The sequence below is a fragment of the Priestia sp. 3CA3 genome, assembly GCF_056836725.1.
Genome location: NZ_JBXENJ010000008.1, coordinates 117,333 through 130,834, shown reverse-complemented (window position 1 = coordinate 130,834; position 13,502 = coordinate 117,333). Strand labels below are relative to the sequence as shown.

The 13,502-nt window shown below is 35.1% G+C and carries 12 protein-coding genes; 6 read left to right on the top strand and 6 right to left on the bottom strand.

The window, feature by feature from the left end; all coding sequences use genetic code 11:
- Positions 1-41: 41 nt before the first annotated feature.
- Positions 42-1,538 (bottom strand): class I adenylate-forming enzyme family protein, encoded by a 1,497-nt coding sequence (locus AC1VNJ_RS20975; protein ID WP_482641253.1) that lies wholly within the window; start codon positions 1,536-1,538, stop codon positions 42-44.
- Positions 1,539-1,979: 441 nt separating this feature from the next.
- Here AC1VNJ_RS20975 and cax point away from each other — a divergent pair, with 441 nt between their 5' ends.
- Both cax and AC1VNJ_RS20965 read left to right on the top strand, forming a co-directional pair.
- Complete coding sequence (gene cax / locus AC1VNJ_RS20970) at positions 1,980-3,023, top strand: calcium/proton exchanger (RefSeq protein WP_033578584.1); 1,044 nt, start codon at positions 1,980-1,982, stop codon at positions 3,021-3,023.
- A gap of 366 nt (positions 3,024-3,389) precedes the next feature.
- A complete protein-coding gene (locus AC1VNJ_RS20965; protein WP_482641252.1) occupies positions 3,390-4,904 on the top strand; it encodes an arylsulfotransferase family protein in 1,515 nt (504 codons plus the stop codon).
- A gap of 110 nt (positions 4,905-5,014) precedes the next feature.
- On the opposite strand, the gene AC1VNJ_RS20960 is transcribed toward AC1VNJ_RS20965, so the two are convergent.
- From AC1VNJ_RS20960 to AC1VNJ_RS20945, 4 genes are all read right to left on the bottom strand, one after another.
- Positions 5,015-5,413 (bottom strand): hypothetical protein, encoded by a 399-nt coding sequence (locus AC1VNJ_RS20960; RefSeq protein WP_421544425.1) that lies wholly within the window; start codon positions 5,411-5,413, stop codon positions 5,015-5,017.
- 295 nt (positions 5,414-5,708) lie between these two features.
- Complete coding sequence (locus tag AC1VNJ_RS20955) at positions 5,709-5,891, bottom strand: hypothetical protein (RefSeq protein ID WP_014460704.1); 183 nt, start codon at positions 5,889-5,891, stop codon at positions 5,709-5,711.
- Between the two features lie 518 nt (positions 5,892-6,409).
- Positions 6,410-6,898 (bottom strand): hypothetical protein, encoded by a 489-nt coding sequence (locus AC1VNJ_RS20950; RefSeq protein ID WP_482641251.1) that lies wholly within the window; start codon positions 6,896-6,898, stop codon positions 6,410-6,412.
- A 163-nt stretch (positions 6,899-7,061) separates the two neighbouring features.
- Positions 7,062-7,649 carry an NDxxF motif lipoprotein gene (locus tag AC1VNJ_RS20945; RefSeq protein ID WP_482641250.1) on the bottom strand — a complete coding sequence of 196 codons (588 nt, stop codon included), beginning with the start codon at positions 7,647-7,649 and terminating at the stop codon, positions 7,062-7,064.
- A 192-nt stretch (positions 7,650-7,841) separates the two neighbouring features.
- On the opposite strand from AC1VNJ_RS20945, the gene AC1VNJ_RS20940 reads away from it, so the two are divergent.
- The 4 genes from AC1VNJ_RS20940 to AC1VNJ_RS20925 all read left to right on the top strand — a co-directional run bounded on the left by AC1VNJ_RS20940 (position 7,842) and on the right by AC1VNJ_RS20925 (position 12,877).
- On the top strand, positions 7,842-8,735 hold the full coding sequence (locus tag AC1VNJ_RS20940) for an AraC family transcriptional regulator (protein ID WP_328171129.1): 894 nt from the start codon (positions 7,842-7,844) through the stop codon (positions 8,733-8,735).
- A gap of 292 nt (positions 8,736-9,027) precedes the next feature.
- A complete protein-coding gene (locus tag AC1VNJ_RS20935) occupies positions 9,028-10,530 on the top strand; it encodes a spore germination protein (protein ID WP_033578578.1) in 1,503 nt (500 codons plus the stop codon).
- Between the two features lie 30 nt (positions 10,531-10,560).
- Positions 10,561-11,754, top strand: coding sequence for a Ger(x)C family spore germination protein (locus tag AC1VNJ_RS20930; protein WP_482641249.1), 1,194 nt, complete (start codon positions 10,561-10,563; stop codon positions 11,752-11,754).
- 19 nt (positions 11,755-11,773) lie between these two features.
- On the top strand, positions 11,774-12,877 hold the full coding sequence (locus tag AC1VNJ_RS20925) for a GerAB/ArcD/ProY family transporter (RefSeq protein ID WP_482641248.1): 1,104 nt from the start codon (positions 11,774-11,776) through the stop codon (positions 12,875-12,877).
- A 9-nt stretch (positions 12,878-12,886) separates the two neighbouring features.
- On the opposite strand, the gene AC1VNJ_RS20920 is transcribed toward AC1VNJ_RS20925, so the two are convergent.
- Positions 12,887-13,099, bottom strand: coding sequence for a YczF family membrane protein (locus tag AC1VNJ_RS20920; protein WP_479687719.1), 213 nt, complete (start codon positions 13,097-13,099; stop codon positions 12,887-12,889).
- Between the last annotated feature and the right edge of the window lie 403 nt (positions 13,100-13,502).

Here is a 13,502-nt window from a genome sequence, read left to right as displayed (position 1 = left end):
TAAAAGCGCGGGCTGCATTCAGTCCGCGCTTTTAACCCTCTTCATTTTAGTTCTCTTTTTAATACTTTACCGAGCTGGTTTTTAGGGAGTTGATCAATAAAATAAACTTCCGGAACTTTGTAACTTGCTAGACGATCACTACAATAATTTAGAATATCTTCTTTTGTTAAAGAAGAAACAGGATCTTTTACCACGTAAGCTACAGGTTTTTCTCCATAAACAGGATCTTCTACGCCTACTACAGCAGCTTCTATAACAGTATCCATTTGCTCAATGATTTCTTCGACCTGATCGGGATAGATATTATCACCGCCATATACAATAACATCTTTATAGCGTCCCATAATATATAAAAAGCCGTCTTGATCTATCTTTCCAGCGTCCCCCATATAGAACCAGCCATTTCTAAGAACTTTGTCAGTCGCCTCTTGATTATGCCAATAGCCTTTAAAACAATAGGGGCTTTTTATAATAATTTCTCCAACTTCCCCTGTTTTTACTTCTTTTCCTGATTCGGGATCAATAATTTTCACTTCTACACCGGAAAGAGGCTTACCCGCCGATTCAATTTTTTTATTTCCCATATCCGGTGTCCATACACTCACTGTCCATGCTTCTGTACTTCCATACCCTTGGATCATTCTAATGCCTAACTTTTCATACTCCTTAATAAGATAAGCAGGAACTTTGGCTCCTCCTGCAATAGCAACCTTTAGTGAAGATTTCTTTGGCCCTGCATTTTTCACTACTTCGAGCATCTGCATATACGTAGAGGGAAACGCTAACATCATAGTGATCTTATGAGTTTCAATCGTTTCCCACATGATTTCTGGTGTAGGATCTGACAACAGAAACAACCCCATTCCGTTGGAAACAGATTTTAAAATATTGTTAATAGAACTCATATGATAAAAAGGATGCGAGGCAAGAAATCGACCATCCTCTTCATAGTCTATTCGTTGACTCGATGGTTGTATATAAGAATACACGTGACCATGCTCAATCATACAGCCCTTTGCATTGCCAGTTGTTCCAGAAGTAAAAAGAAGCATCGCAATGTCATCTTGAGAGACCTGTATATTTGGATTTAGTATAGAATACGCAGAAAAAATGTCATTATATTCTTCAACTGTCTCCACACTATTTTCTCTTCCTACTTGTAAAGTAATAACGTCATTTAATATTTCAGAATCAAAAGGAATAACCTCATGAAATTTTTGGTCGTAGAAAATAACTTTAGGTTGTGCACTGTCTAAAATATCGATAATTTCATACTTCGTCAGCTGCCAGCTAATAGGAACCGCTACGGCTCCAATTCTTAATGCAGCTAGCAGAATGGTAGGAAACGGATGATTATTTTGACATAGAATTGCAATTCGATCTCCTTTTTTAACATTATGGCTTAACAGGTAATGAGCCAGCTGATTGACACGTTCATTATATTCTTTAAATGTATGGAAAGATGTACTCCAAATTAAAGCCTCTTTTTCAGCAGATTGTTTAGCTCTTTGCTCTAATAGTTCTCCAAGTGTATACATGATAGCTCTCTCCTTTAATGATAATTACCAGTTTGAATCATATTTAAATGGTCCTTCATTCTAATTATTTTTAACTCTATAAACTACATTACCCGTACTTAACGTTAACGAAAACGTCAATTATAAACGTTTGAAAAATTCATATCTTTTTAGCATGTAAAAGATACATATTAGTTATTCAGAAAAGACTATTCAGTATACTTTGAAGCTTATGCTGAGGAGTTCATAACGTTTGATCTTGTAAGGTTCTTTTCTTTTTTTAACTTTAGTCTCCTTTTGTAGCAGCTATTACGTATGTTCTCTTTCTATGCATCGAGTTAATTGCTAGTTGCACTCTCCATGTGAATAACAAAAGTCTTAAGAGTTATATTAATAAAAACGCTAAGATAATATAGAGCTTCTCTTCTTGCTATAGGATCTATAATGACCATGGAGGAAAATATGAATAAAGTCTTTTTTATTTTTATGATTATTGGTGTACCTCTTTCAATTATTGGCAGCATGTTTAATTGGAATTATATTTTCATGTTTTTTATTTATTGCGTGACATTAATTAGTTTGGCTAATTACATTAGACGTTCCACTGAAAGCCTTAGCGTTGTAGTAGGTCCAACAGCAGGCGGATTACTGAATGCTACGTTTGGCAACGCTGCGGAAATTATTATTTCATTTTTTGCATTAAGTAAAGGATTAAATACAATCGTCATTTCCTCAATTACGGGAGCAGTTCTTGTTAATCTTCTTTTTGCCAGTGGAATATCCATGATCGTTGGAGGTATTCGATTTAAAAAGCAAAAATTTAGTGTGTTTAAAACACGACATAATACTTCCCTCTTAATGTTTGCTATTATCGTAACTTTTGTATTGCCGTTTATCTTTGCAAAACGCTTGGATGATAAAGATATGCAGGTTCTATCCACTTCTTTTGCTATTGTGATGCTGACCATTTACCTGCTTGCTCTTCTTTTTAAACTTGTCACGCATAAAGGGATTTTCACCGGAAACGCAGAAGAAAATGGAGAGAAACCAGAATGGGGAAAAAAGAAAGCAATCGTTGTGCTTGGACTGGCGACAATTGTACTAGCTTATATTAGTGAGAAACTTGTTGGTACCATTGAGCCAGTAGGTGCTGCTTTAGGCTGGAGTCACGTTTTTATTGGAATTATTGTTGTCGCCATAGTGGGAAGTGCTGCAGAGTACGTGTCAGCAATTGCCATGGCCTATAATAACAGAATGGACGTAATGGTGGAGATCTCCATTGGTTCAACCGTCCAAACGGCCATGTTTGTTGCTCCTATACTTGTTCTGTTCTCATACTTGTATGATTTCTTGCCTCTTGTGTTTAATACAGCGGAAATGATTGCGATGATTCTTGCCGCTCTCATGACGGTGACCGTTGTGAACGATGGTGATTCCAACTGGTTCGAAGGTGTTTTACTTGTTGGTACCTACATTGCGATAGGCTTTAGTTTTTACCTTTTATAGAATTTTTTCAAGAAAAAGATGAAAATTTCAGCTTACATAAAGACAAAGCTTGATCATCTTTTTAAATCTTGACGAATAATATATACACAAAAATTTGCTTTTCTTTTGCATGGTTTTCAACTTTAAACACAATTAAAGTATTGCTGTATTGATAATATATAATCGTATATGAACAAGAAAAACGAGCTCTTATCTGCTAAGAGCTCGTTTTTTATATTTATTTTATCTACCTTACATATAACCGTTTCAAATAAACAAAAGACACCAGTAAACCTAACATGTATGTACATATTTTGAAGCGAATGACATATTTATAGCTCAAGAGACAGTGTTTACTAATAAAAGTTAGAGGAGATGAGAGTGAGAATGGATAATTTTAATTCACAATCATCCACTGATCATCCAAACCCGCAAGTATGGAATTTTGTTTCAGCTCCTAATTTACATCCCATGAAGGTTACCATTAATATTAATAAGCCTGGAACAGCTCCCGGCCTATTATTTGTTGCACCCTATACGGTATATGGAGCAGCGATGATTGGACAGACCGGCGCACTAATTATGGATCAGACGGGTAATCCAGTGTGGTTTAGACCGCTTGCTAGTAGGTATATCCAAAATACAGACTTTCGAGTACAAATATACTGCGGGAACCCTGTTCTTACGATGTGGCATGGGACAATTTCAGGCACTCAAACTTCAAACCCTAACCTTCCAGTAGGTGAACCTGAGCCTGGTGCTTATTTTCAAATTATCAATCAGCATTATGAGGTCATTAAAAAGTTATTTGCTAAAAAAGGGTTTACCTCTGATTTGCACGAGTTTACAATCACCAAACGGAATACGGCTTTATTTACGGCGGTAAAACAAGTACCTGCAGATTTATCTAAGTATGGAGGGCCCTTAAACGGGTATTTTAGTAATTACTCTATTCAAGAAATAGACATTGAGACGGGAGAGCTTCTTTTCTTTTGGGATGTACTTAAACATATTAATCCAGCTGATTCGATGGTACCTGCTTCATCCGCAACAAGCTCTAATAATATATGGGATTGTTACCACGTAAATTCAGTCGAAGAAGGTCCAAACAATACACTTTTAGTGAGCATGCGTAGTATGTGGGCTATTTATAATATTGACAAAGAAACGGGAAAGGTAATTTGGCAACTTGGTGGAAAGCAAAGTGATTTTAGGCTTGGACCGAACGCTAAATTTTCTTGGCAGCATGATGCGCGCTACAGGTCCGAAAACAGGATAAGCTTGTTTGACAATGCCTGCTGTGCTTCTTCTGATTCTCCACCTCAAGGGCAAGCGCGTGGTTTAATTCTTCACTTAGATTATAAACACAAGGTTGCAAATGTAGATCGAACATATTATCATGACCCCGCTTTATATGTTCCAAGTCAAGGAAATGCGCAAAAGCTTTCCAATGGAAATCAACTCATTGGGTGGGGACAAGAACCGTACCTTTCGGAATTTAGGAACGCTGGCAATACACGGAGAAACCCTTCATTTAATTTGTTATATGATATGCAGTATCCAAATCAGAATCTTTCGTATCGAGCCTTTAAAAATAAGTGGGTAGGTCTCCCACTTTATCCGCCTAGCATAACTGTAGACTTATTGCGCAACGGTGAAGCTACAGTTTACGCATCATGGAATGGTTCAACAGAAACAGTCGCTTGGCAGGTGCTGGCGGGACCAACACCTTTTAAATTGTCAGTAGTGGTATTTAGTACCCCTCGTACTGGATTTGAAACAGATATTCATGCTGAGGCAGGTGGTCCCTATTTTCAAGTCAAAGCATTAGATTCATGCGGGAACGTCATTGGTACATCACCAACTACTTACGTGAAAATAAGACGAAATAGACGAAAGTGAGCATTAATAATCCTCTATTAGATTTTTAAAAATGTTCGTATAGTGCCCCTATTCTGAAGACCTGGGGGAATACTTGATATAGATGAGTATGGGGTACTTTTTCTCTCGAATTACTTACCTTTTAAAACAACATCTTCTGATTTGTCATTCCATTTAACAGTTAAAATCAAATGTTTAGATTTCATTATACCTTCACTAGCATCAACCTTTACTTTCTCTTTAAAATTCCCTTCTTCATTTAACCTTGCGTCTCTCACTGCAATTCCATTTTGATTATTTGAAGTGTCTAAATTAATTCCAAAATCCCCTACGTTTTCTACCTTACCACCTAGATAATTTAAGTTAATTTGAGCTGTTTCTTTACTATTTTCAACGGGATATAACGTAATAGTAGCTGACCAGCTTTGAGTTTCACCTGAAAACTCTAAAGGATCCTCAACTTTACTTTGACATCCAACTAATGAAACAAAAAAGAAAAGACTAAATAAAGCAATACAAAACTTTCTCATCCTCGTCCTCCATGTAAACAGTATAATGACATTTTTACTAACTTATATTGTATTAAACTATATATTTTTAGTTAACGTCGCATAGAATATTATCTAGTAAAGAACATATGTAAGATCTTTTTTAAAAACTGTTCGTAGATTTTGAAAGATGCGCTAAATGTGGAACATTTCTTTTCACCTTCCATTATAATTTTACCCCCTTTTATCCTCAGGCATATTCTATATAAAACAAATTGCCGTTAGTTTAAACAATGAAAGGTCTCCCAGAAATAATTCTGAGAGACTAGTAAAAAAATTAACCTGTGAAAAAACTTACAACACCTATCAGCACAAAAAATATGAGAATTGCAGATAGAATGAGTACAACTGTAAAGATAGGTTTATACTTTGCTCTATTTTCTTGATTACTTATCTTATTATGTAAATCATCTAATTTTCTTTCAATTTCATCCAGACGTTTTTCAGTGTTAATATCCATCACCTCCTACCTTTTATACGAATTACTCCTCTAAAAGTTTCCTAATTACTGTATTTTAAAGAATATATATGTAAAAACCGTTATGGATTGTATTTATAGTTAGTTATCAGAATCGTTTTTATCAGTAGTGCAGATATCAAAACTATAAAAGCTCATTTAAGCTATAAAAATACTTAAATACAGTTATAATAGATAATACATAGATGATAAGGTGAGATGTATAAATGACTGATTTTTTATCTGATTTTTTATCAAGCTTAGGTCCTATTGTTGATACTCCTAGGCCTTTAAATACTCGAAAAATTAACAAACATATTTTGTTGCTAAAACAGCAGCACTGGTTCAAAAACGTTTATGATAACAAGGAATACTATGCACTACTTTTTGGAAATAGACGAGTGCGATCTTATCTACACAGTAGCTTCCGTGTCTTTAGAATAATTCGTAACGAGAAGGTACAAAAGAAGTTCATTATGCTATTGAATAAAGAATTAAAAAAATAGTTCTTTTCAGAACAATCAAAAGTGAAATGGACTCACTTGTTTGATAACAAACGAAATAATAAACGAAACAGCAATTGTTGCCGCTAGCTGCTTTGGAGTTTTGTAAAAGACTACGCATAAAACAGCATACATAATGAATTCTTCAATATAGTTTACATGTATGTAAAATATTCCAACCGCTAAAGAAAGACTTAACAATAACCCCATAGGCAAAGCTGGTAATATCCAAGCTAGACGTAAATTATTTTTAGCCATCCATACAATAGCTGCTAGAAACGGAGACGCTAGTGCGATACTTCCCCACAGTAAAAAATAACTAGTTGGAAAAAATCCAAATAAAAAAGCGGAATATATATAATAGCCTGTTAGCATTCCTATAAAGAACACGAATGTATTAAGAGCCGCACTAATTTTGGTTTTACTATACGCAGCTATAAGGGTAGCAATCAGTACCCAAATCCCTGTCCTCGAACACAAACCTCCAAAATATGGCAGAATATTCATCCGCCAACTTCCATCAACACCTGCAACAGTATCTAAATATTTGGTTGCTATCCCCAAAGCTGTACCGAAGACTAAATAGATAATAGAAAATGCAAGTTTGTTTGTAGACTTAACTATTCCAATAGTAAACTCCCCCTAACCAAAGCAAACCTATTAAATTGTTTTAACTCTTTCGTCCAAAAGCTTTTGTATCAATATTTTTGTCATCTAGAAAATTCTCTATTTTTTTCTGTTCCCTTCCATTTACACCTTCATTTTTATTCATAATTGACTCAATTTCTGTTTCAGAAAAATCTCCTTCGCTCATACGCTCAACCATGTCATCGATTGCTTGATCCAGTTCATCCAAAATTTGATTGGAACCCTTAATAAAGCGGCTAATTCTCTCTGACTCTTTTTTATATCCTTCTGGTAGAGTATTGTGCGAGATATAGGTGGAAAAGTTACGATCATTTTCTCTGACCAGATCGTTTAGTTGTTCGAGTTTTTTCGCTTCAGCTTTAGTTAGCTGTTGATCAGAATCCATAATTTCTTCAAATTGGTCACTGATATTGGATAAATCTTCGCTAGTATCTAAGTATGTCTTTATACTTTCTTTCATTTCCTTTTCATCAATTACAGCATTATTTTTCGATGAACTAAATATGGAAGTTGGTAATACAATTTTTCCACTAGCTTCTTTTGTACTTTCCTGATAAGAACAAGCGCCTAATAAAAAAATAATTATTAAGCTAAAACAAAGTTTTTTCAATTCAAACGCTCCCTTTAACAATGTATTTGTTCCATTAATTTACATAGAAAATTTTAACATTAAAATCCTCTTAGGACTATACATCTAGAGGCGTATATTGGAAAAGTCCCCCCACCTAATTGAATATAGCAAAAAATGTTAAGAACAAAGATTTGTTTGCTGTTATAGTGAACGTAAGGTAGGTGAATGTAAATGAATTATGTAACTTGTATACAGAGAACGCTGGATTACATTGAGGAGAATTTGGAGACACAAATCACTTTAGAAAAGTTAGCAGAAATTGCCTGTTTTTCTCCTTTTCACTATCACCGTGTCTTCCAAGCCATGGTTGGAGAATCAGTGATGGATTATGTGAGGAAACGAAGACTTACGCACGCAGCAGAACGCTTATTTTTCACAGATGAAAAAGTCATTGATATCGCACTTGATGTTGGTTTCCACTATCAAGAGTCTTTTAACAGAGCGTTCAAAAAATTTTATGATGTTTCACCGAAACAATACCGTAACGCAAGAAGAATATCTGGACCGCTGCGAGGAAAAGCCTACCTAACTACCACAATTTTGTCAGGAGGAAATAAGATGGAACCAAAACTAGTCACTAAACCTGCTTTTTATGTCATTGGATATGAGCTAAAAACAAAGAACGAGGGTAGCCAGAATAATAAAGACATTCCTGAATTTTGGCAACAGTACATGCAAAATGGATTAGGCTCTAGAATACCCCATCCCATAAACAAAAACGTGGAGCTTGGTATTTGCACTGACTTTAATCCTGAAACGGGTGAGTTTGTTTATGTAATTGGTATGGAAGTTGAGAAAGACACTCCAGCACCTGAAGGAACAGTTTACAGAAGCTTCCCTGAACTAGAATATGCCGTATTTACTACACCAAAATCAAATGAAGAATCTTTTACTTCTTCCATTCAGTCCACGTGGAATTATGTTTTTACAGAATGGTTCCCTGAATCGGGTTATGAGCACTACGGATCAATGGAATTTGAACTGTACGACAAAAGATGTTATGGCTCAGAAAATAAAGAGATTGACATCTACATTCCTGTAAAAAAACAGACTGTTAAGGCATAAAAGAGAAAAGCATTCCAAGTAGAAATTCACTTATAATGCTGAACATATTCCTATACAAAAGCCCAATCTCTAAGCACTTATATTTAAGAGAGGGCTTTTTATTCTTTTGCATTGGGAATTTTGGAATCAACCAATTTGAATATTCACTTCATTTTTAGTTATCATAATGTACGATATCGGCAATAAAAACATCTTATGTATTTTCCTCACGTACATATTTTTTACATTTTATAGGAATGATAACGTTACTCGTTGTATAACAAATATTCACTCATATAAAAGGTGGTAAAACGTGCGACAAAGATATCTTCTGAAAAGCCCTAATAAAAAAAAGACAACAGCTTGTTCAGCAACTCCCTTATATGATGATGTAAATAAAAATATAGAGAGGCTATTGAACGAATTAGGAAATAGTTCTGATGTATCGTTTCGAATGGTTGAGTCTCCGCATCAAAACACGTTAAAAGCAGCCGTTATTCACCTTGACGGATTAGCAGATGAAAACATTATAAATGAGAATATCATGACTCCTCTTATTCAGTGGTTTAAAGAAAGTAATCAAGTAGTAACCGTCGAAGAGATAGAAGAACAAATACCTCGGATGTTGACTGTATCTCAATTGACTATAAAAGAGAATTGGCATGAATTTGTGTCAGCAGTTTTAACTGGTGATACGGTCATACTAATGAATGGAAGTTCTAAAATTTTCATTGGCACTACAAAAAAACTTCAGTCCCGCGCAGTAACAGAACCAACCAGTCAAACGGTTGTTAGGGGACCTAAAGATAGTTTCACAGAGAATTTAAGGACGAATACTTCTTTAATACGAGCTAGAATTCAGGATTCTAATTTACGTTTAGACAGCATGAAAATTGGAAGCGTAACTCACACAGATATAGGAATCATGTATATTCAAGGAAATGCAGATGAACGTATTGTAGAAGAAATCAAAGAACGTTTAAAAGGGATTGAGGTAGATGGGATCCTTGAGTCGAATTATATTGAAGAATTTATCCGGGATGATAGGACCACTATTTTTCCACTTCTATTAAATACAGAACGACCTGATGCCGTTGTAGGAAATTTATTAGAGGGACGAATTGCTATTATTGTACAAGGAACACCTTTTGTTTTAATTGCACCCGCTATTTTTTCTCAATTTTTTCAGTCTCCCGAAGATTATTATCAAAATTATTATATTGCTTCCTTTTTAAGGATCTTGAGATTTGGTTCTTTTTTTCTTTCTATGTATGCGTCTGCTATCTATTTAGCATTGATTACGCATCATCAGGGACTTATTCCAAACACATTAATGGTCAGCTTAATGGCTCAAAGAGAACGAGTTCCTTTTCCAGCAATTGTAGAAATATTAGTGATGGAACTAGCTTTTGAGATGTTGCGAGAGGCAGGAATCCGAATGCCTAGAGCAATCGGACCAGCAGTCTCCATTGTAGGAGCACTGATTTTAGGACAAGCAGCTGTAGAAGCAGGTTTTGTATCAGCGGCTGTTGTGATCATTGTTGCTATTTCTGCCATCAGCAATTTTACACTGCCATCTACTAGCATTGTCAATGCGGCCCGGGGCTTTCGATTTATCTTGATTCTAATTTCAGCATTTATTGGCTTATATGGAATTTTGCTTATGACCTTATGTATATGGCTTCATATAAGTAGTCTAAGATCTTTCGGTGTCCCCTACTTTTCACCTTTTGCCCCCTTTGATTTTAAAGAGCAAAAGGATACTTTAGCTCGATTCTCTTTACCATCTCTTTTAAGAAAACAACAAAATAAATAGAAGCCACATAAAGATGAATGAGGATGAAAAATGAAAAGTTACCTTTCACTTTTATGGATCACTGCCCTTTGTTTATGTGTTTCAGGGTGTTCGAATTATCGAGAATTGAACCAAATAGGAGTCATTATAGGACTGGGAATTGATGAGAATAAAAATTCGGAAGAACCCTATAAAGTAACCTATCAGATTATTAACCCAAGTGGTTTGTCACAAGGCAGTTCGTCGGGAGGACAGGGTCTACCTGTCATTAACTACACCGTAGCTGCCAAATCGTTAGTGGAAGCATTAAAAAAAGCCTCCGTCGTTATTCCAAGAGAACATATTACTTCACATCTCTCACTTATCGTTATAGGTGAAAAGTTAGCAAGAAATGATCTTAGCTCATTATTTGATGCCTTGGATCGCGGCAAACAAGCTCGTACCAGTATTCCAGTTTTTATTGCACGTGATGGAACTGCTGAAAAATTGCTTGGTGTGATTGAGCCTTTTGAGGTTACTCCAGTCAAAAGTATCCTAAGTACAACCCAGAACAATCAAAAAATGTATGGAATAGTTAGTAATGTACAAGCATATGAAGTTATTTCTATGCTTTTGAGTGAGGGAAAAGATCTATCTCTTCCTGGAATCAATATTAACAAACCCTCTGAGCAGTCAGAAGAAGCAGGCAATTTAGAGAGTACCAACCCAAGTGCTATGCAGGTAAAAGGATTAGCTATGTTTAGAAAAGGAAAATTAGTTCGATGGCTGGACGACGAGACGGCTCGTTCTGTCCAGTTTGTTACATCTAAAGTGAAGAGTACAGCCCTTGTTGTCCAATGCAGCAGAAATGAACATATCACCATTGTAACGACAGGAATAAAAAGCCAAATAAAAACTGAAATCCGTCATGGTCAACCCTTTCTTCATACAGATTTGAATATTATGGGAGAAATTACGGAAACATCATGCCAAAAAGATTTAAGCAATCCTAAGGTATTAAAGGAGTTGGAAAAAGAAGCCCAAAATGAACTACAAAAGGAAATTACAAAAACTATTGTTATCGCACAAAAAGAAAAGTCAGATATATTTGGCTTTGGTGATAGCTTATCTCGAACCAATCCTAGTTATTGGCGTCAGCATAAACAGAATTGGGAGAATCTATTTTCAAGCGCGAAGATATCCATGAAGGTGAACGTCAGTATTGTAAATACCGGAAGGCGAACAAATCCTTATGAGGTAAATTAGATGAGGAGCTGAAAAAGCATTGACTAAAATAAAAATCGATGGATTTCAATTATTTTGTATGATGTTTATCTTCATATTAGGCAGTACGCTACTTTTAGATATAGGAAAGGCTGCTAAGCAAGATGCATGGATCGTTCCCTTTTTGGCTACTATTTTTGGGTGTGTACTGTATTTAGTCTATATCTCCTTATACAAGAGATACCCTAATATGCCTTTAACCGGCTATCTTATTAAAATCTGGGGTAAATACGTAGGCGGTGTTATTAGCTTTTGCTATATTATATATTTTGTTTATATTGCTTCTAGAGTACTACGTGATTTTGAAGAATTACTAATTAGCTCTTCTTACTATGTTACATCGATTATTACGCTCGGCATATGCATGACCTTTGTGTTAATTTATAGTATTCACTTGGGAATAGAAGCATTCGCACGAGTTACATGCTTATGTTTTGTTGTTATTTTACTGACTCTTTTTATATTAAACGTTTTGTATGTAGTAGGAGGTTATATCAAAGTGGAAAACCTTCAACCCGTATTAGCAAATGGATGGGGAAACATAGGGAAAGAGTTAGTCCCTCTTGGCATTACTGTCCCTTTCGGAGAATTGATTACCTTTACTATGCTTCTTCCTTATTTGAATAAAAAAAGTCAGGCTGCAACAATTGGACTATCCGCCATTATAATAGGAGGGATTGTCTTAACCATTAATTCAATTATTCTTTTATGTGTACTCGGACCAGAGACTGTTTTAAGATCTTCTTTCCCAGCTCTTACAGCTGTGAGTTACATTAACATAGCCAGTTTTATTCAAAGGCTGGATACCTTTATTCTTATTCTCATGGTCATTTTAGGTTTTGTTAAAATATCCATCTATTTCTTTTGTGCCGTGATTGGGGCAACTGATTTGTTTCGTATGAAACCTTCTGTTACAAACATTTATCTAATTGGTGGTGTTATTTTTTTCTCCTCACTGATGATTGCTCCTAGCTACCAAGCTCATATAAATGAAGGGCTCAAAGTTGTTCCTTATTTATTACACCTCCCTTTTCATATAGCAATTCCTATCCTATTGCTGATTACAGCATATATTAAGCAAAAAATAAAGCCTACCCTTTCATGACAAGGGAGGCTATTGTTTTTTTAAAACAGGAAAAATGCTAACAGTAAGGAATATTAAAGCAAATAAAATAACCAAAAAATAATCTTCCCCACGAGCAATTACAAAATATTGTTTTAGGTTATAAAACGATTGAAACATATAGTTTCCCTGGAAAATGTCGATGAATACAATAAGAACATAAGCCCCCAGCAAAATGCATAAGGATGGAATTATTTTAGCCATTATATCAGCCTCACCTTTTTCTTTTAAATTGCGGTAAATAATATAAAAATATACAAGGCGTCCATGAGATTTAATACTATTTATTAAATGATGAAAAATAATTGATTTTCTGCAAAGCAATCTGTTATAAAAATTTGACGCAACAAGAATTTTAAAAATTCATCTACAAGGAGCTTTATTTATTTTAATGTACGGCTCTATTTTTATAGATTCTCACGAAGTAGTACAAGCCAAGCAGAAGTAATCCTACATTTGTATAAACATAAAAAATAGACCCATACCAAAAGTTCTTTTGAGCCAATGAATCAAAAAAATAATGTAAAAAGTGGTATAGCGCTACATAGATTAAACAAAGACTCCAGAAAACATTTTCTTCTCTAGAATAAACCTCTCTTAGTAATAA

Bases quoted from the DNA above. Each gene is read 5' to 3' on its own strand.
- AC1VNJ_RS20975 (WP_482641253.1), bottom strand. From the start codon at position 1,538: ATGTATACACTTGGAGAACTATTAGAGCAAAGAGCTAAACAATCTGCT.
- cax (WP_033578584.1), top strand. From the start codon at position 1,980: ATGAATAAAGTCTTTTTTATTTTTATGATTATTGGTGTACCTCTTTCA.
- AC1VNJ_RS20965 (WP_482641252.1), top strand. From the start codon at position 3,390: ATGGATAATTTTAATTCACAATCATCCACTGATCATCCAAACCCGCAA.
- AC1VNJ_RS20960 (WP_421544425.1), bottom strand. From the start codon at position 5,413: ATGAGAAAGTTTTGTATTGCTTTATTTAGTCTTTTCTTTTTTGTTTCA.
- AC1VNJ_RS20955 (WP_014460704.1), bottom strand. From the start codon at position 5,891: ATGGATATTAACACTGAAAAACGTCTGGATGAAATTGAAAGAAAATTA.
- AC1VNJ_RS20950 (WP_482641251.1), bottom strand. From the start codon at position 6,898: ATGAATATTCTGCCATATTTTGGAGGTTTGTGTTCGAGGACAGGGATT.
- AC1VNJ_RS20940 (WP_328171129.1), top strand. From the start codon at position 7,842: ATGAATTATGTAACTTGTATACAGAGAACGCTGGATTACATTGAGGAG.
- AC1VNJ_RS20930 (WP_482641249.1), top strand. From the start codon at position 10,561: ATGAAAAGTTACCTTTCACTTTTATGGATCACTGCCCTTTGTTTATGT.
- AC1VNJ_RS20920 (WP_479687719.1), bottom strand. From the start codon at position 13,099: ATGGCTAAAATAATTCCATCCTTATGCATTTTGCTGGGGGCTTATGTT.